A 22,127-nucleotide genomic window follows, 5' to 3' on the forward strand; every position below is an offset into this window, starting at 1 on the left:
GGGTTTAACCCTTAAACACTTTTGCCGACTAATCCGCCATGCATCTGTGCCTGGAGGCTGTTGTAGTTATGTTCAATTTGATAATTGGTTGAATAAAATTAGGGAATTGTTAGGGGAATGGCAATGGTTTTTGTTGGCATCTTGTTTCCCAATCAATCAAAACTTCAAAATAAATAACCACTTGCGGTCATTCTTTTTAAAATAATAGATCATACGACGCTGCATGTTCAGTGAGTCATATGCTATCGTGTCGGTATTAATTTTCATTAGGTTTTTGCCGATGATTTGACATTCCAGTTTGGGTGTCAGATCGGAGGCTTTGAAGAAATCCCGGATCCCGGAAAATTCTTCTCTTTTAAATTCAAGCCAGCCTTCGGACTCTAAAAAACTAACGCTATTGAGCGAGCCATTTTTGTCAAAGTTTTCGACACTTTTTATTTGGTAATTAGTCTTTTTGTAGCTGACTACGCCATTTCCAGAAGGTTGTGGAAGATATTTTTCTACCACAATAGCAGTTATCTGCTCTTTAACCTGAATTTTGTGCGATTCGCCGAATAAGATGATTGTCAGTAGGAATATCAAATGGTTTTTCATTCGTTGGTTTGCTGGTACCGCGTAACTTCTTGATCTGCTAAGTTATTTAAAATGCTTTACAAAGTCACGAGTACACCACGCTTCTTGCCTGCGCTGCATACTCGCGCCAGTCGGGGGGGGGATTGGCCGCTGCTTTCGGCAAAAGCATTCCCTGTGCTTATGATAAGCAACGCTGTCGATACGATTTTAATGAATATTGACATGGGGTTTACCCTTGAACACTTTTGCCAACGAATCCGCTGTGCGTCTGTAACTGGCGGTTGTTGTGGTTATGTTTGATTTTATAATTGGTTGAATAAAATTAGGGAATTGTTGGGGGAATGGCAATGGTTAGTTGTTTCTGTAAAGTCCTGACTACGCCACGCTTTTGTCGATGTTGTATATTAGCGCCAGTAGGGTAAGAGGCTAAACAAAATGGGCTGTAAGCCAACTAAAATAAACAGATACAATGATTCAGAAAGGAAATTAATTGAATTTGATTTATTTGTTATAATGAATATTTTATTTAAATAATCTGATTGAAAAAAGTTAGATTAGCTTACCAGTAAATAGACTTATATTAATGAACTAACCTTATCAATGAATTATACTTTTTTTTCAAACCAGCTCGACGGAATAATTAACGAATATTCCAAGATAAAGAGCAAAGCTCAGTATGATGATCTTTCTGGAGGCGTGGATATGGAAGAACTGATATCTCTGATAGTAAAGATAAAGGCTACTGTCAATCGTATCGTCGGCCAAACATCTGAATACTATATCGAAGCATCGAAAATTATCTCTCGAACGAACATTAACGATGGTCCGAAATTGCGAATGCTTATCGGCATAATAAATGCTTTGCGGGACGATATCAATAATGGCTATCTGAAAACTTTAAATGAAATTATTCAATCAGAGGTTTTCTCTAATTATCTTGAAATGGCAGACTATTTATTAAATGAAGGTTATAAGGATGCTGCCGCGGTAATAACGGGATCAACGTTGGAGATACATCTCAAGCAGTTATGTACATTAGCAGGAATACCTATTGATATTGCAAATCCAAAAGGAAAGATTGTTCCTAAGAAAGCAGATGTTATAAATGCAGAGCTAACAAAAAGTGGGAAATATAACTTGGCATATCAGAAGCAGGTTACCGCATGGCTTGACACGCGGAACTCTGCAGCCCACGGCCAATACGAGGATTACGGAATCGGCGAAATAAAATTAATGATAGCCGGTGTTCGTCAATTTTTACTTTCATACCCAGCTTAAAATAATTATATGAAAAAGTTTATAGACTTGAACCTGGGATTTAATGATGCTGAGAATTTTAAAGAACGGCAAAGTAAAGAGCTTTTGGTTCGATATTTTATAAAAACAGATGAATTGTATTCTATCTTGAAGCCAAATAACTATTTTTTAATTGGTGATAAAGGTACCGGCAAGACAGCATACTCGCTTTTTCTTTCAAATTTGGAGTTTAAAAACACTCACTCTCATCTGAATTATATTCGCGAAACCGAATATGTAAAGTTTATAAAGCTAAAAGCTGAAAAGCATTTGACACTCCCCAGCTGGCGCGAGTATGCAGCGTTGGCAAAAAGCGTGGCGTACTCGTGACTTTTATACAATGTAAGTTATAAGATGAGCCTGATTTAGAAATGTCACGAATACCCTACCACCGTTCCCTGCGCTGTATACTCGCGCCATTAAAGTTTAATTTCCCAACTTCTTCAACATCTGCCTACCATTATCATTCTGCGGATTTAGCTCCAAAGACTTTTTGTAATAACGGATCGCGTTAGGCTTGTCACCTAAATGCATATACGCTTCACCAAGGCTGTCATATGCGTTAAATGACGTCGGATGTTTCTTAACGTTTTCAGAAAAAATGCTAACCGCATTTTCAATATGATTTAGGCGTAATTGATAATAACCACAATTATTTAGAAACTCTTCACCCGGAGTGATCTTATAACCGAATTCATCGGATAATTTCTGATACCTTGCATCAATAGCCGATAAGGTCAGGTTATCGTTTCCGTAATAATCTATAAACCAACCCCGATAAATAAATTTTAAACCATCAAACACCGTTTTGTAAGGGGCTGTAAAATGATTTTCATCGGGATAATATTGATTGGCCCAGTCAAACCAACCGGGGGCCTGTCGCTTTAAGTTGGCAACTAACAGATCTACTTTTGATGTGTTCTCATTACCGATACCCACAAACATTTTGCCGTTATGCGGGTGACTAAAATTAAGGAAGCGTGCCAGGTTAGCAAGCAATCTGTCGGTTGTAACGGGACTGCTCAGTATCATACCGGGGAAAAGCAAGGGATCTGTTTCCTTTGCGTAAAGCGCGAATAAGCCACCCAATGAATGTGCTGCCAGTATACGATAAGGTTGCACCCGGTAATTTTTATCAATATATGGAACAACCTCCTGTTGAAGGTAACGAAGAAAACGTCCTGCACCGGTGTCGGGCATAATTTTGGAACTGTCCCTGTTTCCGTCTTGTTTCTTTAAATATACCGGCGTAAAATCCCGGCCCCTGTCAATATTTACTACGCCGACAACAATCATCTTTGGTGTCCTGTTGCGGTCATAGCCCGAAAGAAAATCGGCCGTGCGTGCTAAATAATTAAAATGGGAATCACCGTCCAGTACATAAAGTACAGGGTAGTCGTTGTTGCTGGTATAGTAGTCGTCCGGAACATGGATCCAAAGCGTCCTCATTTCGTCCATTACCTTCGACCTAAAATGAATAGCAGTATCATTACGGGCCGGTAAAGGGTCATCTTGCGCATAAGCAACCTGAGGACTAAAAAATAGAAGGGATGGTAACGATAATAAAAGGCAGTAACAGATAATGGCAATTTTTTTCATCTCAAGTTGTTTTTATTACTTCTACCAAAAACAATTAAAGATATGGCACATTTACTACAAGGCTGTATTTTAAATTCCAATAATGGTGTCGCTATTCTGTCAGTACCTTTTGCAACTAAAGTGCTGATTGCAGAAAATCTCCAAAAAATCATAAAAAATGAGTGAAATAAATGGAAGATGAAAAATCGATGGTTTGATCCTGTTTTCTACTCTTTATAGTTTTATTGTCTGATTATGAGTTATTTAACAGTGTTTCGGGTGAAATGATAGTTGGTTGATTATCAAAGTGTTTCATAAAAAAGATGTTCCGCGTTTTCACACTCAAAATTTGGAACATGCTCGTTTTTAAAAAAAGACGCCGGAGATTTTTTTATTTTTTTCGGGAATCAAAAAATTGGGACAGCCGCTTTGTTACAATTGATCTGATACTCATGTGGGCGTTTCCCAAACCTTTCGCCTTTAACCTTTTCCCTTTCCGCCTTTTTTCATACTTTTGCGCATCCTTTCAAATAAAACAATATTACATTGGAGCACCAGGAATTAACCACCGTTGAAACCGCTAAAGATCTGGGCCTTTTACCCGAAGAATTTGCACGTATAAATGAAATATTAGGGCGTGTGCCCAACTTTACCGAGCTTTCTATTTTCTCGGTTATGTGGAGCGAGCACTGCTCATACAAAAATTCAATTACATGGCTTAAAACTTTGCCAAAGGATAGTCCGCGGATGCTGGCTAAAGCAGGTGAAGAAAATGCCGGTCTTGTTGACCTTGGCGATGGCATTGGCTGCGCCTTCAAAATCGAATCGCACAATCACCCTTCGGCACTTGAACCTTATCAAGGTGCAGCGACAGGCGTGGGCGGTATTAACCGCGATATTTTTACCATGGGCGCAAGGCCAATCGCGCAGCTTAACTCCCTGCGTTTTGGCGACCTGAGCCTCGACAAAACCAAATGGTTGGTTAAAGGTGTAGTTAAAGGCATCAGCCACTATGGTAACGCTTTCGGGATCCCAACCGTTGGCGGCGAATTATTTTTTGACGATTGCTATAATGTTAATCCGTTGGTTAACGCTATGTCGGCCGGTATTGTTAAGGCCGGTGAAACCGTTTCTGCTACATCATACGGTGTGGGCAACCCGGTTTATATAGTTGGTTCGGCTACAGGTAAAGACGGGATCCACGGTGCCGCCTTTGCTTCTAAAGATATTACCGAAGATTCGGTGAACGACCTTCCTGCCGTACAGGTAGGCGACCCTTTCCAGGAAAAACTGTTGCTTGAAGCTACCCTTGAAGTTATTAAAACCGGTGCCGTTGTTGGTATGCAGGATATGGGCGCTGCCGGTATCATCTGCTCAAACTCAGAAATGAGTGCCAAAGGCGAGCACGGTATGCGTATCGACCTGGACAAAGTGCCAACCCGCCAGGATCACATGAAACCTTACGAGATCCTGCTTTCTGAATCACAGGAACGCATGCTGATCGTAGTTCATAAAGGCAGAGAAAAAGAAGTTGAGGCTATTTTTGATAAATGGGATTTAAACTGCGCCATTATTGGTGAAGTAACCGATACCAAACGTTTAGAATACTTTATGCACGGTGAAAAAGTTGCCGATGTACCTGCCGATGACCTTGTATTAGGCGGCGGTGCCCCGGTTTACCAGCGCGAATACCGCGAGCCTGCATACTTTGCCGAAAATCAGAAATTCAATATCGACGATGTTGCAGAACCTGCAAACCTTGTTGAGGTTGCCGAACATTTGGTTGGTCATCCTAATATTGCTTCAAAACGCTGGGTAACCGATCAGTACGATAGCATGGTAGGTGTACAAACCATGACCGCTAACCGCTCATGCGATGCAGCCGTTGTTGCCGTTAAAGATACCGACAAAGCTATCGTGTTGACAACCGACTGTAACTCGCGCTACGTATACGCCGACCCATACAAAGGTACTGCCATTGCCGTTGCCGAAGCCGCACGTAACATTACCTGTGCCGGTGGCGAGCCTGTGGCTATTACCAACTGCTTAAACTTTGGTAACCCTTACATTCCTGAAGTTTACTGGCAGTTTGTGAGCGCTATTAAAGGTATGGGCGATGCCTGCCGCAAGTTTGAAACCCCTGTTACCGGCGGTAACGTGAGTTTCTATAACCAGTCGGCCGATGGTGGTTCGGTATTCCCTACGCCAACTATTGGTATGCTGGGTGTAATGGATAACGTTGATAACATCATGACTGCCGACTTTAAGCAGCCTGGCGATCTGATCTACCTGATCGGCGAATCGGTTAATGATATCGCATCATCACAATACCTTGCTTCATGGCACAAAATAACTAAAGCGCCTGCGCCGCATTTCGATATCGATAAAGAGTACGATATGCAGCAAACTGTTAAGGAACTGATTAAACACAAAGTGGTTGAATCGGCCCATGACGTTGCTGACGGTGGTTTATATATTGCGCTGTTAGAGTCGGCAATGCCTAACGGACTTGGTTTTGACATAGCTACTGATGACAGTATCCGTAAAGATGCCTTCCTGTTTGGTGAAGCGCAAGGCCGGGTAGTGGTAAGCGTTGCTCCCGAAGAGGAGGAACGTTTTGTTGAGGTAATGGCTACCAGCGAGGTCGAGTTTACCCTGCTGGGTACTGTAACCAACGGTGGCTTAACTGTCGATGAAGAAGCCTTTGGTCATGTTACCGACCTGAAAATGGTTCACGCTAATATCCTTCACGGTATTTTAGGCGAATAATGTTAAAACTTAACCGGGTACATCATATAGCTATCATTTGTTCGGATTATGCAAAATCCAAGCAGTTTTATACTGAGGTACTCGGTTTAAAAATAGTCCGCGAAGTTTACCGCGAACAACGGCAATCATACAAACTCGATCTGGAAGTAGGCGACCTCTACCAGATCGAGCTTTTTTCTTTTCCTGATCCCCCTGCACGTCCGTCACGCCCCGAAGCGGCTGGTTTACGTCATTTAGCGTTTGAGGTTGATGATCTGGATGAGGCGGTAGCGCATATTTCTTCATTTGGTGTGGATATTGAACCTATCCGCATAGATGAAACCACCGACAAACGCTTTACGTTTTTTGCCGATCCGGATGGCTCGCCGCTGGAGTTGTATGAGATCTAATTTAGGTGGTCGTGCCGAATTTATTTCGGCATCCCACAGGACAGGTTTACTTTTTAACTTTTGTTGGTATTAACAATCATTGGCCCGCTCAATTGCCGCGGGTTGGCTTTGTTCTTTTGTCTTGATACAAAAGAACCAAAAAATCAAGTCAGCAGATAGGCTTCTTTGCCGCACTGGCCACCCACACATGCCTTTGCTTGGCCTTTGCCCTGCAAACCGGGCGGAACCACGGGCTGCAATTATTTTGCCCCGGCTGCGCAGGCCGTCCCTTCTGCAAAAACTTGCTATGCCCCTGCAACCGCACAGGCCACCATTGTTCTGCCCGCTTTCGCCCGAAGCTTACCTGCTGACGGGGAGGGGAAAAGATTCAGGAGGTCAAGATGCAAGAGACAAGAAAGAGGTGGGAAAGAGAAGCGAGAAATCGATATACAAGCAGTAAGGCAACTGCTTCCTTAGGAGAAAAAAATAACCTTACGATTCCCAAATCAAAAGCGGGTAAAGGCCCGGCAAAAAAGCGGGCCAGGGAGTATGGCCTGTGGGTTGAAGCATTTTTTTGCCTTGATGTTTGGTTACTTTGCATCTAAGGTAAAGTAAAGTCCCTCGCCCGGCCAAAAGGGCGACGATGTAAGTTATTTAGCAGAAATGCAGTTTATTCCCAACCAATAGATAACTTCGCCCTCATGTTCCGTTTCAAAAAGTTCAGCGTTGATCAAACCGGTTGTGCTATGAAAATCAATACCGATGGAGTATTGCTCGGCGCTATGGCCGGCGATGCAGAACCGTTGAACATACTGGATATAGGTACCGGAACAGGCGTAATAGCTCTGATGCTGGCGCAACGCTTTACGGATGCTAAAATAGACGCAGTTGAAATTGATGAGCAGGCCGCTGCTACAGCAAAAAACAATTTCAGCAATTCACCATTTGCAAACAGGTTAGCACTTTATGCAAAAGGGTTTAAACAATTTTTTGAAGATCATCCTGAAAAGAGATATGATCTCATTGTATCAAATCCGCCGTTTTATATTAATTCTCTTCAATCACCGGGAGTTAGAACTAATTTAGCCAAGCATGCTGCTGATGGTTTTTTTGAAAGCCTGATGTCAGCAATTGCAGCGCACCTTACAGAGGTAGGAATTTGCTGGCTGATACTGCCTGTAGATACTTCGGCACTGGTGAAAAACCTCGCCTTACAAAGCGGACTTTATCTGCAAAAAACAATTAGCATTCACTCCTTTAAGGATGTTACAGCGCACCGGGAAATTCTTGCTTTCGGAAAAAACAACACGCAGACTCAAACTGATAAATTTGTAATCTACAGCGAGCCAAAAGTATATACGGAAACATACCGGGAAGTGCTAAAAGATTTCCTGACGATATTTTAGTACCGTCTCGAATCTTAATTCTTGACTCTTGCTTCTAATTAAATTCTAACTTTACCCCATGACCCGCATAGGCCTAATTTCTGATACTCATAGCTACCTCGACGATGCCGTTTTTAAACATTTTGAAAACTGCGACGAGATCTGGCATGCGGGTGATTTCGGTACTATTGAACTTGCCGACAAGCTTGCCGCTTTCAAGCCCTTAAAAGGTGTATATGGCAATATCGACGATAAAGATGTACGAATTGTTTACCCCGAACATTTACGTTTTAAATGCGAAGATGTAGATGTTTGGATGACCCATATTGGCGGTTATCCCGGCAGGTACAGCCAAAATATCAAGGCTGAAATTTATAGTAATCCGCCAAAGTTGTTCATCACGGGTCATTCGCACATATTAAAAGTGATGTTTGATAAAAAGATCAATTGTTTGCATATGAACCCCGGCGCGGCAGGCAAGCAGGGCTGGCATAAGGTGCGTACGTTGTTGAGATTTAATATTGATGGTGACAAGATCCAGGATCTGCAGATAATTGAACTGGCGGGGTGAAAGTTTTGATGTAGAGACGCATAATTGCGTCTCCCGCAAAGCTAAACCATCCCTGCCCTTGCATTCTCCGCTTCAAAAACTGAATCAATGAGCAGGGGAGGACGCTTGCCTGCTGCCACGGCTAATTGGTCGCAACGCTCATTTTCGGGGTGCCCGTTATGCCCGCGCACCCAGGTGAATTTAATTTTATGAAGCTTGCTGATCTCCAAATAGCGCATCCACAGATCTTTGTTTTTTTTGCCCACAAAGCCCTTGGCTACCCAGCCATTAACCCAGCGTTTTTCGATAGCGTCAATAACATATTTAGAGTCGGAAAAGATCATTACATTTTGATTGGGCGCTTTCAGCGCTTCCAGGCCTTTGATCACCGCAAGTAGCTCCATTCGGTTATTGGTGGTTTTGCGAAACCCTTCCGAAAGCTCTTTGTAATGTTGTCCAGAGCGCAAGATCACACCATATCCACCCGGTCCCGGATTTCCGCTTGAAGCCCCGTCTGTAAAAATCTCGATCATTTAAATTAGTTCATAGTTGATGGTTCATAGATCATAGCCAGAAACCATTGTAAGGTTCAAAAATAGTAAACTTTACCCTATTCATTAAACTGATAGGGCTAAAAAGCTGCCATGAACAATGATCTATTATCTATCAACTTTTTTTATCTTCAGTCTCAATGAGTTCCCAATCACTACCACGTCTGAAAACGCCATGGTGAGTGCGCCAACCATAGGATTAAGGAAACCCATTGCCGCCACTGGGATAGCTATGATATTATAGGCAAAAGCCCAGAAAAGGTTTTGTTTTATGGTAAGGAGCGTATGCCTGCTGATCTGCAAAAACTTAATCACCGACTGCAGGTCGGTATTTAATAGTACCACACTGGCCGACTGAATTGCCACCTGACTGGCGTCATTCATAGATATGCCAACATCTGCATGGGTTAGGGCAGGAGCATCGTTAATGCCGTCACCTATCATAATGGTTTTACCTTTTTGTTTATAAATGTCAATCACCTTCAGTTTTTCTTCGGGAAGTTTTTCGCCATGAACCTCTGTGATACCTAATTGATGAGCTATGCTAAGGCAACGGTCTTTTTTATCACCGCTCAACAGTACCGGGATAATACCCATTTGTTTAAGTTGAGTTATAAGCGTGGCGGCTTCAGGTTTTACCTGATCATCGACAGCAATTTGCGCCATCAGTACCTGGTTTTTATACAGCACAATGTTGAAACTGGCCTGGTGGTTGGTTTTCGCTGTACCCAAAAAGTAATTATTGCCGTGGATATCTTCTGCACGCATACCCAAGCCTTTTTCTTCTTTAACCGATTTTAAAATGAGCTTTTGCTGTGGTAATTCTTTTAAACCGTTTACAAGCGATTTGGCTATCGGATGATTAGATCGTTCCTCAATAGCAGTGATCATGCCCCTGATGTGTTGTATATCCGCACCATTCTCAATCCTGATCTCATTAACGGTAAACTTGCCGGTTGTAAGTGTGCCTGTTTTATCAAAAACTACATATCTGGTATTAGTAACGGCTTCAATCGTATCTCCGCCTTTTACCAGGATGCCGTTCTTAGCCGCCCGGCCTAAACCAACCATAACAGCAGTGGGCGTGGCTAAACCCATGGCACATGGACAAGATATAACCAGCACAGCAATAGCATTCATGATAGCATGTTGTAAACCCGAACCGCCAACAAAGTAAGTGAGCATAAAGGTGGTCAATGCTATCAGTATTACCGCAGGGACAAATACAGCTGCAACCTTATCACCGAGTTTTTGAACAGGTGGTTTAGCCGCCTGGGCTTTCTTCATCAGGTCGATAATTTGGGCGAGGATGGTATTTGACCCAACACGGGTTGCCAGCATGTGGAAATTGCCGTTAATTAATATAGTGCCGCCAATAACCTTATCATATTTTTGTTTTTCAACAGGGATGCTTTCGCCGGTAAGCATAGCTTCATCAACCGAACCTTCGCCTGAAAGGATTTCACCGTCAACAGGTATTTTATCGCCCTGCTTAATCAGCAGTGTATCACCCGGACGCACTTCTTTGGCATTGATTACCTCAACGCTGCCGTTTATTATCCGGTTAGCATTTACTTGCTGAAACTTGATCAGATCTTTTACTGCAGAAGTAGTTTGGCTTACCGAACGTTTTTCAAACACATTGCCCAGCAGTACCAGTGTTATAATGGTGGCGCAAGTTTCGTAAAACTGGTATTGAGGGCCGAGGTTTTGTATTGTGCCGATAAGGCTATATATAAATGCCGATGTTGAGCCCACAAAAATGAGCACATCCATATTAGGGATACCTCCCTTTATTGAACTAATGGCGCTTCTGCCAAAGTGTAAACATCCAACTATAAAAACCGGAAGGCATAACAACAATTGAATTATGGGCTGATGCAGAAAATGCCAGGGTAATATCATGTGCAGCAAAAGTGGTGCTGTAAAGATGGCGCAGAAGATAAATTTGTTTTCTACCCGCTCGTAAAACGGTACGGAATGGGTGCTGAGATCCTCGACAACTTTAAAACCTAAACTTTCTATCCCTTTTTTTATTTCAGGTAGCCGGGTTTCATCGTTGGTTGAAAATTTTACCTCTTCGCCGGCAAAATCAACCAGGATATTGTGTAAACCTTTTTTTTCGAGGAATTTATGGACGGACATTGCGCAATTATTACAATGCATGCCGGTCACATTTAGTTCTATCAATTGCTCAGCCATAGTTACAAAAATACTTATTAAGCATAATCATTCTAAATTAAACGGGTAAGCTTAATGTAATTTTAAAAAAGAGTTTGCAATTAACCGGGAGATTTCTATTTTTGCACACTCGAAAACAAAACGGTAGGCATAGCTCAGTTGGTTAGAGCACCAGATTGTGGTTCTGGGGGTCGTGGGTTCGAGCCCCATTGCTTACCCGCTTTTATAAGGCTCATTTACATTAGTAAATGGGCCTTTTTTACGCCCATATCATGACTCATCATTACCTGGCACGGTCCGGCAGGTTGGGCACCTGTTCAGACAGGGGGAGAAAAATAAAAAAGCTGGAACCTGTTCCGACAGTGCTTTCATAATTAAGCCTGCCGCCCTGGCGTTCCATGAAATCTTTACAAAGCACCAAGCCGAGACCAATACCCCGTTCGTTTTCTGTACCGTAAGCGGGTTCGGTAACCGGAGAGAAAAGATCTGCTCTCTTGTCCGATGGTATACCAACTCCATTGTCGTTTACTTCTAGCTTACAATCAGCACCGGATATGCTTCCACGGATTAAAATGTGACCGTTCGGTCGGGTAAATTTGATCGCATTGCTGATCAGGTTGCGGATCACCAGCTCAAGCATGTCTTTGTCGCCGGTCGCGGTAAGCCCGGATGCAATGTCCCATCTAAGATCTATCTTTTTTACTGCAGCCAATGAACGTTCCATTTCCAGTGTTGGCAGGAGGGTACCCAGCAAGTTAAGCGCGGTGAGGTGAACAACGGGGCCTGTCATTTGCGTCCTTGACCAGTTTAACAGGTTAGACAACATGTTGATCGTATCACGGGTGGCGTCTTTTAAACTGTTTTCCAGCATTTCCCTATCCTGGCTGTCCAATTGATCCTCGCTTAATAGTTCCAGATAATTTTGGATATTGACTAGGGGCGCTCGTAGGTCATGTGAAATGATCGACATAAGTTTGCTCTTTTCTGCGTTGCTTTTTTCAAGCTGTTCTTTCTGTTCCAATATTTGCTCGTTTCTTAATTCGATGGACTTCGTTTTTTCCGATACCTCGCTTCTTTCTTTATCATAATTTTTCCTGATAAATTTGATTATAATATAAATCGCCAGCACAGGAATAGGAAACGCCGTGATCCGGTCGAGGACCTGGCCCTTGCCCTGCACGAAAGGATGGCTCACCAGGGAAGGATCGAGGTATTCGGCCAAGTGGATCAATATAAAAACGATGACATATGTTGAGAGCCAGGCAAGGTACTGCCCGTATGGCGAGATGGCAAACACGAGTAACAAGTAAGACGGCCAGATGAGGTCTGTGGAACCGCTGATGCCGGCGTTGGAAAAATAGTTTACTGAAAATATGAAAAGTCCAGTTATTCCGAATATGACATTACTATGCGGTTTGTTCCTGAATCTGGAGAAATAGAATTGATGCAGGAAAACGGTGCCAATCAACAGGCATGATACAGCTGCTACTTTCAGACCCGCGACAAGATTGTATGGAATATAACAGGCGGCCAAAACCATCAGGCTTAGGCTGATTGAATGAAATATACGTGATTCAAGCGAGAAATTTGAGGAATCGCCAATTAATGAGTTCCACAAGTGAGGAATACGTCGGCAGTACCGAACAAAGAAGTAGTTTAATTTAGGGTTTTGCATGATGAACAGGTACTTGGAGCGCAAGAATATACTTCTATACGCCATTTATTTTAAAAAGTTGTTTATGTGAGATTCAGGCCCCTGGGGTGTTTTTATTTTTTCTGATATTGTTTGTCGGATAATGACATATCATTGCTTTTCATTACCTAATTAATAACCCGGCCGTGTACGGCCACTTCATCGATAAGTAAATCAGATACTGGAAGCTGCCTTTTCGAAAATTTTTGACGGGAGTGACCTCGGCGTAACATTACTGGATCGTCGCTTTAAGATCCTCTACCGGAGCCCGGCTGCTAAACGGATAAAGGGTTAGGCGTGTTTGAAATATTTTAAATGCTACGCTCTCCGCCTCGCTAATTGAGCAAAAATGAATTTGCCCCATTGGAAAAACTGGCGAAAGCAAAAAAACTGCACAAACAACCGGCGCAACAGAGAGATGGCTTTAGCCATCATCAAATTATTCGTCAGGCAAGGCGCCTATAGTTATATCACCGGCACAGCCAAGAACGACTCAATCCCACCGCTAAGTATTATTGAATTAGAGAGAAATTTCTGTAAGTCAATTATTTACAAGTTTTTTATAATTTTAGCCCGATCAAAATAAACCATTAATCGCTTTGTTCCGGCGACCTGTAGATGAACTTGTTAGCGGTAAAACTGCTGATTATCAAAACGGTTATATAAAATTTTTGCCGTTTAAAGTTATTCACCTTTGCAGACTTTCATTTCAGAATTGTTATTTGTATTTTATTTCCTCAGCATTTTCAACGATTTCTAATATTATTGCATCTAACTTACTAACTGCAGTTAACAAATGATTTAACACCTCCCCCTTTTCAGCCTCTGTTAATTCCTCGTTTTTCAAAACATTCATTAAGCCCAATAAATTTGCAACATGAGGCCGGGTTAAGTGCGATTGCATCCAGGCAACTGTCCTTAATTTTTCATTTTGTTGCTCTATAGCTTTGGAATGAAGCAACCTTTCGGTAATGTCCTTAAAATACACCGACAATCCGTTTTCGGATGGGTAAACCATCACGTCAAACCACCTATTCACGGCAGGGCTTAATGTTTCAAACGATTGTACAGTTTTTTCTTTAAACGCTTTTTTGTAGTGCTCGTAAGTAGCACGTCCCGGTATATCGGGGTAAATATCTCTTAGGTCTCGCCCAATAACTTCTTCACGAGGTTTTTCCAGAATAACTTCGGCCCTTTTATTCCAATAGTTTACTACCCAATTTTTGTCCATCGCAAAAAAGCCATCGCCAATGCTTTCCAGTATTTCATTTCTTTCCTTGTAAGAACTGTTTAATTTTTGCTCTGCTAATTTTTGCTCTGTAACATCCCGCTCAATCGCAATCCAATGAGTAAACGTACCCTTTTCATTTGCTATGGGTGTAATAGAAGTGTTTATCCAAAATTGCTCGCCACTCTTTTTATAATTGATAATTGTGATCTCACAGGATAGCCAATTACGGATTGCCTCATTAAGTCGTGCCAACTCGGCCCGATCACTGTTCGGCCCCTGCAGAATTCTTGGCGATTTACCCAGAACCTCGGCAGCAGTATATCCCGTCATTTTAGTAAATGCATTATTAACATATATGATACGTGGTCCCTGCTCATCAAATGGCTCAGCCTCCATTATAATTACCGAATCGTTGGTATTAGTAATCACAGATTCCAACAATCTCAGCTGTCGTTCTTCTTTTTTCAATTCGGTAATATCGTGTACCGACCCTACCAGTTGCACACAATTATTGTATTGGTCAAAAATTGGTGTAACTGTTACTTCCCCTATTTTTGTGCCTGTAGGGTATGGTGTTGTTTCTGTCCAGGTAATTTTTCTTTACTACTTATCGCCTGTTTATATTTAGACACCGCCAGGGTTAAAGATGGTTCGGGAATTATATAGTCAATGTATTTTCCTATAACATCACTTTCCTGAATTCCTGTTATGTCGGTAAAGGCTTGGTTTACAGATAGGAATTTAAACTTCCCGTCCGCTTCAATGCTAATCACAAAAATTACATCTTTAACATTGTTATATATAAGCGATAACTGCTGTTGGCTATCCAATAGCTTTTGTTCGTTATCTTTTATCTTCTTCAAACTAATTTCCTTTTCGGTAATATCGTTAAATACAACCATCATGCATTCTTTGTCGTCATAAGTGATTGCGTAACCCGAAACTTCAACGTTAATAGTCGTGTTGTTTTTTTTTAAATGCTCATATACCCCAAATTGGTATGCCCGATTTTTATCAATAAGGCCATTAAGTATCTTATTAACCTCTTCAACATCTTTTTGAGGCCTGTAATCATGTATAGTCATGTTTAAAAATTCGGCCTTGCTATATCCGTAATGTAAGACAGCCATCTCATTTACATCAAGTATTCTATAACTAGATAACTCATATATGAGCATTGGTAACGGGCTTTTGTCAAACAGCACACGGTATTGCAAGTCGTGTTTCTTGGTTTTTACCTGTCCCTTGGTTTTTTCTACGTAACTCCCACCAGCAGCGGTAATTTTTTGTAAAGAAGCATCATTTCTCTTTGACATAATCTTGGTCCTAACACCTGTAAATACAAATAAATGTAAGTTATGAGAGTTTAAAAAGTAACAAAAGAATGAATTTTATTTTCGTTTAAAAATTGGTTCGAGCGCAATACAACTAAGTTTAATTAATTGCAGTAAATGCATGTTAAAGTCAGATAATTAATCCGACATAAGATGTTAATTTCCGAACAATAATATCGCGTGCGATCTCATATCATGTGCCAAGATATTTTGACTTATCAAATGGCTGGATAAACCATAACAGATTGACCCCTGCAGGCCAATTTGATTTTGACCGCCTTTATTTATCAGTCAAAACTTTAAATAAAATTGGTGAAGAGGGGGCAATCAAAACAGTTTCTCCAGTTATCCAAAATACAGGTGAGAAATCGTTGAAGACTTTAACGCTATATATTAATCCAGATGCAAAAGACAACGCTACGGGCGAACTTTACTGGGATAAGGACGAAGGTTGGGATTTAAGAAAAAGCAGTACAGCAAAATCAAATTCAAGGCAGCAAAAAGCGGCCACGAAATTACGCTGCGTGTGGTTGCCCAGGAGGGCAGTTATCCCATTAATAAGGAGGTTGCCAATTTAAAAGTTGTCGTCCTTAAGGATGGCAAAGAATATTTGGGAGCAGGTAATTTGAAAAAGGGCGTTTCTGTGCAAATCTGAAGTTTCTGGCTACTGCAGTCTCGTTAGTTCAAGTTGCGGAACAACCGGCAATTCTGGTAGCTGTAAAAAAGGGGGCAACTATTATCTGCCAAATGTGTAATTATTAAAATGACAGCGGATAACAGGCAAGTTGCTAATTAAAAGATTTCCTGAATTCCAGCGGCGAAAGATTCGTCCTGGTCTTAAATAGCTTACTGAACGACTGTGAATGCTCAAAACCTAAAGCATAAGCCACCTCGTTGACCGACAGGCTTGTGGTAGATAATTTTTCCTTCGCTTTTTCAATGAGATGATCATGAATGTGCTGTTGGGCGCTTTGCCCGGTCAGTGATCGTAGCATGTCACTCAGGTAGTTAGGCGAAAGGTTCAGTTTTTCGGCCAGGTAGGCAACGGTAGGGATTCCGTGGCTCAACGTCAGTTCATCATTGAAATACGTATCCAGCGTTTCCTCCAACCGTTGCAGGATGTCGGTGTTGGCCGCTTTGCGCGTCAGGAACTGCCGCTTATAAAAACGGTTGGCATAACTGAGCAGCAGTTCAATCTGGGAGATCATCACCTCCTGGCTGAAGTCGTCGATCCGGCCTTCGAGTTCCTTTTCCATAAAGCTAAAGATAGCCAGGACCGTGTTTTTTTCTTCTTCCGAGAGATGCAGTGTTTCGTTGGTGCTGTAGGAAAAGAAGCCATATTGCTTGATCTTTTTGGCCAGTGGGTACCCCAAAAAGAAATCCGGGTGGATGATGAGAGTGTACTCTGAGCATACCGCCCCCTCCAGGTCGTTACCGCCGATGATCTGCCCCGGTGCGGCGAATAACAAACCGCCGTTATCAAAATCATAATAGCCCTGGCCATATTTCAACTTACCGCCCAATCTGGGCTTGTAAGCGATCTTGTAATAGGCCAACACATGCCGGGTGGGTAATTTGCCTTCCAATACCGTGTGTGCACCGTTAATCAGGCTGATCAGCGGGTGTTTAGGCTGCGGTAAGCCGAACATCCGGTGCGCCTCGGTCAGCGACTCAAGTTTCAATGGCGGGTTCTCATCCTTTTTCATCATAGCTAAGTTAAGGACACCAAGCCGTAATTTGCAGTGGCTGGTGTCCGTATTTTGTAATTTCATTGCGCCGAGCGCGAAACTTCATCCCAGGCTTCCCAGGTGGCAATACGCTCCGCATAGGCAGCTTTCAGGCCGTTCAGGTTATGGCTACCGAGGTTAAAACGCAGCGGCGGGTTTTCGGAGCCCACCACTTTGAACAGTGCCTGCGGGGTAGCGGCCGGGTTGCCTCTCTCCATGCCTTTTATACCCTCCATGAATTTCGCTTTAAAGCCGTGGTAGACCGGATTTCCTTCGAAAACCTTCGGGATCTGATCGCTACCAAATTCGGTTGCATATGCGCCCGGTTCAATGATGGTGACTTTGATACCGAACTGCGCCACTTCCAGGGCCAGGCTTTCATGGATAGCTTCAAACGCCCATTTGGACGAGCAGTAATAGCCCAGGATCGGCATGGCCAAATGGCCCAGGTTACTGGAAGTACCCAGGATATGTCCGTAACCTTGTCCACGCAGCAGCGGCAAAGCCGCCTGGATCACACTAACAGGGCCTATTACGTTGGTTTCGTACAGGGCGCGGATATCGCCGGCACTGCCGTCCTCGATCGTCCCGATCAGTGGGTACCCCGCGTTATTCAACACGATGTCTAACCGGCCAAAATGCTCATGCGCTTTATTTACGACTTCTTTGACCTGAGCAGGGTTGGTCACGTCAAGTTCCAGTGTTAATACCCGATCTTCATATTGTTCTTTCAATGCAGCGATGCTGCTCAGTTCTCGGGCCGTCGCGGCCACCTGATCTCCGCGCTCCAATGCCGCTTCTGTCCATATACGTCCCAGACCGCGCGAAGCGCCAGTGACGAACCATATTTTATTCGTTTGCTGTGTCATACTATATTTTATTTGATGAAGCAAAGTTCAGGGAACAAGCCTTTTACTTTGTAGCCTAATTACGGTTCTTTGTATGCTGATCTCTGTATTTTTTCAGGTAATCCGGGACACATCCAGAGATATCTCCAAAAAAGCGCCTGGACAGATCAGGGCTTTAATCGCTGCGTGGAAAAGTATATTTTGCCCATGCTGCAGGTGCACAGCGCCCCACCGGTAGGAAGCCAGAAGCAATAGACCCAAGAAGGCGGTGCGTCGAATGATGAACAAGCTTGCCGAAGCTAGTTCTGTAATGCCTAACAACTGATAGGTTCCGGAGGCAATGACAAAAAATTGCGTCATTAAGCAAGCTCTGTTATTATTTAATTCAAACAGGTTAATTAAATGCTTTTATGTGAATTTGAATGGGATGCTTTTATTCAAGAACCTGACCCGGTCTTAAGTTACTTATAAAGTATTATTATATAAGTTCTAAAAAAAGTGGTCCCGGAGGGAATGTGAAAAATCACATAACGAGCTCACTATCAATGCCAGTATTTTGGTTTTTGACACAGCTCACTGGATGCTCACCAAATGGCCACTAATTGACCTTACTATGCTACTTATTTTATGCTAAAGTATAAAAAGATAATGTCATATAAAAATAAGACCGTTTCGAATTTAGTAGAGGAACTTTAAGTGTACGCTATTGTGTAAGAAATATAAAATTGTGATTTGTTGACCAGGTCGAAAAGTGGTTCTGAGTTGACCTTTGTAAATCTTACACAGCGATTATCACGTTAACAGAATATATTATAATTATAAAAGACATGATCTTTTGATCTCTTGTTTGAGCCCATTAGGGAATTTAAACGCACTTTATCCGTTTTTTAAAATGGTTTTCAGAAGTTATAGAATATAGAGCCTGATAAATCAGCTTGACCTTCTTAACATTTCATAAAATTGGCTTAACGTAAAACCAAACAGGATATTGGCAAGAAAAAAGTAAAAAACACCCGATAGGGGTAGTGCTTTTAAGCCAAATATTCCCTGGTTTAATGTGGGTAAGACAACCACGCCATTAACAACCCAGGGAAATAGCGAAAATAATAAACCCTTAAAGAATGTAGAGAGCGCCAACTTGTTAAAGAACGCGGCATAGATGATAACCATGACCGCTCCGGTTCCAAAATGGAACAGGAGCCAAAACCAGTCTGTTTTAATAAAAGTTGCATTGGTAAGGAAACTCGGCAGTATTTTCAGTGTTAACTTCAATAAGCCGCCGCTTTCCGCTTTAATGTTGAAAATTTTAGCAAGCTTAAGCATTATTGTATTTAAGGTGATTGCTGTAAATCCAGCGATGGCAAGGGCTTTGTTTGGTTTCATATTCACTTGTCTTTTATCATTAAAAAGTATTTGGTGCATTCTCAGCAATATGGAGTAAATGCTTCGTTATTCACGTTTTGCCCACAGTGTTATGGTAAATGGCTACCTGGGATCTGAAGTGGCAAAATATTAAGGCTCTGTCATTTACCAATTAATCTATACTAAAAAGTTCTGTTGATATTTGTCAATGCTTCACCGTTTCTTGTTGCCGGTATTTTGGTGTTTATGCTTTCGGGAATCTTCGATATTTCGATAGAATTTTGATTGTTAAATATTAAATTACTGATTATTAGGCTTGTAGATATTTGGTTGTTTTTTGGCATAGCGTGTACAACAAAACAGACATCGTATGAACACTAACAATATTGTAGGCAAGAATAACTCGGAAGTAAGCTCTCTCTTTGTGCAAAATGTTGAATACCGTATGCGAGGCGAGCCCACTGTACGGACACTAACAGGGCCGGCTCATTGGGAGCTGTTTAAGTATATTACAGCAATATCGGGCATGTCGCTCAACAATCAGCAAAAAACACTGATCGTGGAATCTGTAAAACTTAAAAAACTACGAAAGCGCCAGTACTTTCTGCAGGAGGGCGATATTTGCAAATACATCGGTTTTATCATTAAGGGATCGACCCGGATGTTTTCAATTAATGAACGCGGACAGGAGTCAATTGTCGCCTTCGGATTGGAAAACACGTGGATAACCGATCAGGCAAGCTTCAACCAAAATGAATGCTCCGGATATCATATCGAAGTTATGGAAGATACAGAACTGTTGATACTCAACCGGTCGCAAATTGAACTATTGATAGCGTCGGTACCTGCTTTCGCCCGGATGTTTTCTGAGTATCAAAAACAACAGCTGATCTATAATCAAAAAAGGGTCAACGCCGCGCTTAGCATGACTGCGGAAGAGCGGTATTATGATCTGCTCAAAACACAGCCACAGTACTCCATGCGTTTTTCACAAAACATGCTCGCTTGCTACCTGGGCGTTAAACCGGAAACATTAAGCCGGATCAGAAAGCATCATATTTAACGTGAGTTCGGTTTAAGCAGCTAAAAGCAATTGATTGTCTTGTTCCTCGAAAACAATATTTAAGGAAGGTTTTTTAGGGAAGAAGTGGTAAGCGCAAAGGGACCCCATTATGTTCATTAAGAAGTTGTTGACGGAGCGGTGTCGGGTATGCTGAAGTTTGCAGATATTCTTTAATTCATCATAGACACATTCGATGATCGCTCTTTTTCTGAGCATGATCTTATCGGCTTGTGAAATATTGAAGTCCTTCATGTTTTTGCGCGGCTTAGTAATCATCTGGATACCATTTCCCCAAAGCAGATCGGCCAGCGCTTTAGATATATAGCCCTTGTCACCAAACAGTTTCCCGAATATTTCTTCTGTCATTGAAGTCATCAATTTGACATTGCGGTCATCTACATTGCCTTTGGTAAGATAAAAAGACAGTATTTCCCCTTTATCATTAATGATGAGGTGTAGTTTAAACCCGTAGAACCAACCTATGGAACATTGCCCCCTTTCTGCTGTCGCTGCAAAGACTTTATGGTTATGAATGCGCCGGTTATGACATACTTTGATATGCGTGGAATCTATAAAATTGATGCCCCTGGAACGTCCAAGGCAGTGCGTTTTCAGGAATAACATCATCGGAACAGCTACCCGTTGCTGCAATTCAACAAAACGATTATATGACACCAGCCCGGGAAAGAAATCTTTATAGTGCGAGCAGATATGCGTTATATAGAAATGCTTGAGGTTGGTGAAGTGCCCACTGTGAAAAGCGATTACGATAGTAATGATCTCGCTGTCCGCAAGTGATGCTTTTCTATCTCTGACCTTGTAATTCCCTGCATCAAGCTTGTGTTTAGCGATTTGTTCTTCACATTCTTTGCAGAAGTCATCCACTTTAACGAAAATTTCAATAATTTTATCAGAAGTAAGCATAGATTGTTATCATTTAGATTCGACACTTAAATATAATAAAATATGCTTACTTATTGATATTCAATTTATTATATATCTAAATCTTTTCCATAATCTTCTTTTCGTTATCCCGAACTCACGTTATTTAATTAAAGTCCTCCTGTTTCAGGTAATTTGGCAGGTTCACTTTCTGTCCCGTACAAGACCATTTATGATCAAGATCGATTCTCGGAAAAGAGGTGTTCAGATGGTAAAAAGCCCGCTGGTTTCAATTAGCGGGCTTTTCAACAGTTAGTCTAAAAACTCGATGATGTCCTGGATGACAACCGAGGGTTGCTCCTCGACTATAAAATGCCCGCTGTCTTCCACCTTTTCAACTTTTAAATTTAAAGTTTTTTCAGGCAGAGAATATTTTAGCCAATTATAACCCGGACCGCCGATTCCCAGCACAGGCATGGTTAATTTGCTATAGGTTTTATAATCGGCAATATCCTGCGCAAATGCCTGGTACCATCCGTTGCCTGCTCTGATCGCGTCCCTGTTATTGTAAACATTGGCATAAACAGCGCGGTCAAATGCATTGATCGACCGGTCATCTTTCAAAAGATAATGAAAGATATACTTTTGAGCTAATGCAAACCTACCTTCCAGCAAATCTTCCGGCATGCCCGCATCTGGTTAAATGCAAACCACCAAAGGAACGGCCTGGCAGGGT

At 42.0% G+C, this 22,127-nt stretch carries 21 protein-coding genes and 1 tRNA gene; 10 read left to right on the forward strand and 12 right to left on the reverse strand.

The features are described 5' to 3' along the window. Nucleotides 1-156: 156 nt before the first annotated feature. Nucleotides 157-594, reverse strand: a complete 438-nt coding sequence (locus DIU38_RS03780) for a hypothetical protein (RefSeq protein WP_112656028.1) — start codon at nt 592-594, stop codon at nt 157-159. 579 nt (nt 595-1,173) lie between these two features. On the opposite strand from DIU38_RS03780, the gene DIU38_RS03785 reads away from it, so the two are divergent. Together DIU38_RS03785 and DIU38_RS33400 are read left to right on the forward strand one after the other, a co-directional pair. Next, nucleotides 1,174-1,851 (forward strand): hypothetical protein, encoded by a 678-nt coding sequence (locus tag DIU38_RS03785; RefSeq protein WP_112656030.1) that lies wholly within the window; start codon nt 1,174-1,176, stop codon nt 1,849-1,851. A 9-nt stretch (nt 1,852-1,860) separates the two neighbouring features. Then, nucleotides 1,861-2,199, forward strand: a complete 339-nt coding sequence (locus tag DIU38_RS33400) for an ORC-CDC6 family AAA ATPase (protein WP_208057599.1) — start codon at nt 1,861-1,863, stop codon at nt 2,197-2,199. Between the two features lie 96 nt (nt 2,200-2,295). On the opposite strand, the gene DIU38_RS03795 is transcribed toward DIU38_RS33400, so the two are convergent. Next, nucleotides 2,296-3,468: an alpha/beta hydrolase-fold protein gene (locus DIU38_RS03795; protein WP_112656032.1), complete on the reverse strand. Its 1,173-nt coding sequence runs from the start codon at nt 3,466-3,468 to the stop codon at nt 2,296-2,298. Nucleotides 3,469-3,510: 42 nt separating this feature from the next. Between DIU38_RS03795 and DIU38_RS34375 the strand changes: the two genes are divergently transcribed. The 5 genes from DIU38_RS34375 (at nt 3,511) to DIU38_RS03815 (ending at nt 8,540) form a co-directional block, all read left to right on the forward strand. Next, nucleotides 3,511-3,633, forward strand: a complete 123-nt coding sequence (locus DIU38_RS34375) for a hypothetical protein (protein ID WP_262714350.1) — start codon at nt 3,511-3,513, stop codon at nt 3,631-3,633. Between the two features lie 360 nt (nt 3,634-3,993). Then, a complete protein-coding gene (gene purL, locus DIU38_RS03800) occupies nt 3,994-6,216 on the forward strand; it encodes a phosphoribosylformylglycinamidine synthase subunit PurL (protein ID WP_112656034.1) in 2,223 nt (740 codons plus the stop codon). Next, a complete protein-coding gene (gene gloA2, locus DIU38_RS03805) occupies nt 6,216-6,605 on the forward strand; it encodes an SMU1112c/YaeR family gloxylase I-like metalloprotein (protein ID WP_112656036.1) in 390 nt (129 codons plus the stop codon). The genes purL and gloA2 overlap by 1 nt, the downstream gene beginning before the upstream one ends. A gap of 725 nt (nt 6,606-7,330) precedes the next feature. Further along, complete coding sequence (locus DIU38_RS03810) at nt 7,331-7,990, forward strand: tRNA1(Val) (adenine(37)-N6)-methyltransferase (protein WP_167516358.1); 660 nt, start codon at nt 7,331-7,333, stop codon at nt 7,988-7,990. A gap of 58 nt (nt 7,991-8,048) precedes the next feature. Next, the gene (locus DIU38_RS03815) at nt 8,049-8,540 is read left to right on the forward strand and encodes a metallophosphoesterase family protein (protein ID WP_112656042.1); all 492 of its coding nucleotides are present in this window, start codon (nt 8,049-8,051) and stop codon (nt 8,538-8,540) included. 41 nt (nt 8,541-8,581) lie between these two features. Here DIU38_RS03815 and rnhA read toward each other — a convergent pair whose 3' ends face one another. Together rnhA and DIU38_RS03825 are read right to left on the reverse strand one after the other, a co-directional pair. Next, on the reverse strand, nt 8,582-9,052 hold the full coding sequence (gene rnhA, locus DIU38_RS03820; protein ID WP_112656044.1) for a ribonuclease HI: 471 nt from the start codon (nt 9,050-9,052) through the stop codon (nt 8,582-8,584). 126 nt (nt 9,053-9,178) lie between these two features. Beyond that, nucleotides 9,179-11,215, reverse strand: a complete 2,037-nt coding sequence (locus tag DIU38_RS03825) for a heavy metal translocating P-type ATPase (RefSeq protein WP_243770826.1) — start codon at nt 11,213-11,215, stop codon at nt 9,179-9,181. Nucleotides 11,216-11,395: 180 nt separating this feature from the next. Between DIU38_RS03825 and DIU38_RS03830 the strand changes: the two genes are divergently transcribed. Beyond that, nucleotides 11,396-11,469: transfer RNA gene (locus DIU38_RS03830), tRNA-His, on the forward strand. Between the two features lie 65 nt (nt 11,470-11,534). Here DIU38_RS03830 and DIU38_RS03835 read toward each other — a convergent pair. The 3 genes from DIU38_RS03835 to DIU38_RS03850 form a co-directional block, all read right to left on the reverse strand. Next, nucleotides 11,535-12,926, reverse strand: a complete 1,392-nt coding sequence (locus DIU38_RS03835; RefSeq protein WP_112656062.1) for a sensor histidine kinase — start codon at nt 12,924-12,926, stop codon at nt 11,535-11,537. A 736-nt stretch (nt 12,927-13,662) separates the two neighbouring features. After that, nucleotides 13,663-14,643, reverse strand: a complete 981-nt coding sequence (locus DIU38_RS03840; RefSeq protein ID WP_149354024.1) for a PAS domain-containing protein — start codon at nt 14,641-14,643, stop codon at nt 13,663-13,665. Between the two features lie 80 nt (nt 14,644-14,723). Next, entirely contained in the window at nt 14,724-15,491 is a 768-nt protein-coding gene (locus DIU38_RS03850) for a PAS domain-containing protein (RefSeq protein WP_149354025.1), read from the reverse strand. 263 nt (nt 15,492-15,754) lie between these two features. On the opposite strand from DIU38_RS03850, the gene DIU38_RS03855 reads away from it, so the two are divergent. Continuing rightward, nucleotides 15,755-16,087, forward strand: coding sequence for a hypothetical protein (locus DIU38_RS03855; RefSeq protein WP_146750444.1), 333 nt, complete (start codon nt 15,755-15,757; stop codon nt 16,085-16,087). A 210-nt stretch (nt 16,088-16,297) separates the two neighbouring features. Here the strand turns inward: DIU38_RS03855 and DIU38_RS03860 are convergent, their stop codons facing one another. The 3 genes from DIU38_RS03860 to DIU38_RS03870 form a co-directional block, all read right to left on the reverse strand. Beyond that, entirely contained in the window at nt 16,298-17,215 is a 918-nt protein-coding gene (locus DIU38_RS03860; RefSeq protein ID WP_112656064.1) for a helix-turn-helix domain-containing protein, read from the reverse strand. A gap of 62 nt (nt 17,216-17,277) precedes the next feature. Next, nucleotides 17,278-18,105, reverse strand: coding sequence for an SDR family NAD(P)-dependent oxidoreductase (locus DIU38_RS03865; protein ID WP_112656054.1), 828 nt, complete (start codon nt 18,103-18,105; stop codon nt 17,278-17,280). Between the two features lie 909 nt (nt 18,106-19,014). After that, nucleotides 19,015-19,467: a hypothetical protein gene (locus DIU38_RS03870; protein WP_146750445.1), complete on the reverse strand. Its 453-nt coding sequence runs from the start codon at nt 19,465-19,467 to the stop codon at nt 19,015-19,017. A 349-nt stretch (nt 19,468-19,816) separates the two neighbouring features. Here DIU38_RS03870 and DIU38_RS03875 point away from each other — a divergent pair, with 349 nt between their 5' ends. Beyond that, nucleotides 19,817-20,509, forward strand: a complete 693-nt coding sequence (locus tag DIU38_RS03875; protein WP_243770825.1) for a Crp/Fnr family transcriptional regulator — start codon at nt 19,817-19,819, stop codon at nt 20,507-20,509. A gap of 12 nt (nt 20,510-20,521) precedes the next feature. On the opposite strand, the gene DIU38_RS03880 is transcribed toward DIU38_RS03875, so the two are convergent. Both DIU38_RS03880 and DIU38_RS33405 read right to left on the reverse strand, forming a co-directional pair. Next, nucleotides 20,522-21,433 carry an IS982 family transposase gene (locus DIU38_RS03880; RefSeq protein ID WP_112653556.1) on the reverse strand — a complete coding sequence of 304 codons (912 nt, stop codon included), beginning with the start codon at nt 21,431-21,433 and terminating at the stop codon, nt 20,522-20,524. A 270-nt stretch (nt 21,434-21,703) separates the two neighbouring features. After that, entirely contained in the window at nt 21,704-22,078 is a 375-nt protein-coding gene (locus tag DIU38_RS33405) for an alpha/beta fold hydrolase (protein WP_208809218.1), read from the reverse strand. Between the last annotated feature and the right edge of the window lie 49 nt (nt 22,079-22,127).

It is taken from the genome of Mucilaginibacter metallidurans, from assembly GCF_003286435.2.
GTDB lineage: Bacteria > Bacteroidota > Bacteroidia > Sphingobacteriales > Sphingobacteriaceae > Mucilaginibacter > Mucilaginibacter gossypii.

Bases quoted from the DNA above. Each gene is read 5' to 3' on its own strand.
- DIU38_RS03860 (WP_112656064.1), bottom strand. From the start codon at position 17,215: ATGAAAAAGGATGAGAACCCGCCATTGAAACTTGAGTCGCTGACCGAG.
- DIU38_RS03880 (WP_112653556.1), bottom strand. From the start codon at position 21,433: ATGCTTACTTCTGATAAAATTATTGAAATTTTCGTTAAAGTGGATGAC.
- DIU38_RS03835 (WP_112656062.1), bottom strand. From the start codon at position 12,926: ATGCAAAACCCTAAATTAAACTACTTCTTTGTTCGGTACTGCCGACGT.
- DIU38_RS03850 (WP_149354025.1), bottom strand. From the start codon at position 15,491: ATGTCAAAGAGAAATGATGCTTCTTTACAAAAAATTACCGCTGCTGGT.
- DIU38_RS03815 (WP_112656042.1), top strand. From the start codon at position 8,049: ATGACCCGCATAGGCCTAATTTCTGATACTCATAGCTACCTCGACGAT.
- DIU38_RS03825 (WP_243770826.1), bottom strand. From the start codon at position 11,215: ATGTCCGTCCATAAATTCCTCGAAAAAAAAGGTTTACACAATATCCTG.
- DIU38_RS33405 (WP_208809218.1), bottom strand. From the start codon at position 22,078: ATGCCGGAAGATTTGCTGGAAGGTAGGTTTGCATTAGCTCAAAAGTAT.
- DIU38_RS03785 (WP_112656030.1), top strand. From the start codon at position 1,174: ATGAATTATACTTTTTTTTCAAACCAGCTCGACGGAATAATTAACGAA.
- DIU38_RS03870 (WP_146750445.1), bottom strand. From the start codon at position 19,467: ATGAAACCAAACAAAGCCCTTGCCATCGCTGGATTTACAGCAATCACC.
- DIU38_RS03875 (WP_243770825.1), top strand. From the start codon at position 19,817: ATGAACACTAACAATATTGTAGGCAAGAATAACTCGGAAGTAAGCTCT.
- gloA2 (WP_112656036.1), top strand. From the start codon at position 6,216: ATGTTAAAACTTAACCGGGTACATCATATAGCTATCATTTGTTCGGAT.
- DIU38_RS03780 (WP_112656028.1), bottom strand. From the start codon at position 594: ATGAAAAACCATTTGATATTCCTACTGACAATCATCTTATTCGGCGAA.
- DIU38_RS03865 (WP_112656054.1), bottom strand. From the start codon at position 18,105: ATGACACAGCAAACGAATAAAATATGGTTCGTCACTGGCGCTTCGCGC.
- DIU38_RS03795 (WP_112656032.1), bottom strand. From the start codon at position 3,468: ATGAAAAAAATTGCCATTATCTGTTACTGCCTTTTATTATCGTTACCA.
- rnhA (WP_112656044.1), bottom strand. From the start codon at position 9,052: ATGATCGAGATTTTTACAGACGGGGCTTCAAGCGGAAATCCGGGACCG.
- DIU38_RS34375 (WP_262714350.1), top strand. From the start codon at position 3,511: ATGGCACATTTACTACAAGGCTGTATTTTAAATTCCAATAATGGTGTC.
- DIU38_RS03810 (WP_167516358.1), top strand. From the start codon at position 7,331: ATGAAAATCAATACCGATGGAGTATTGCTCGGCGCTATGGCCGGCGAT.
- DIU38_RS33400 (WP_208057599.1), top strand. From the start codon at position 1,861: ATGAAAAAGTTTATAGACTTGAACCTGGGATTTAATGATGCTGAGAAT.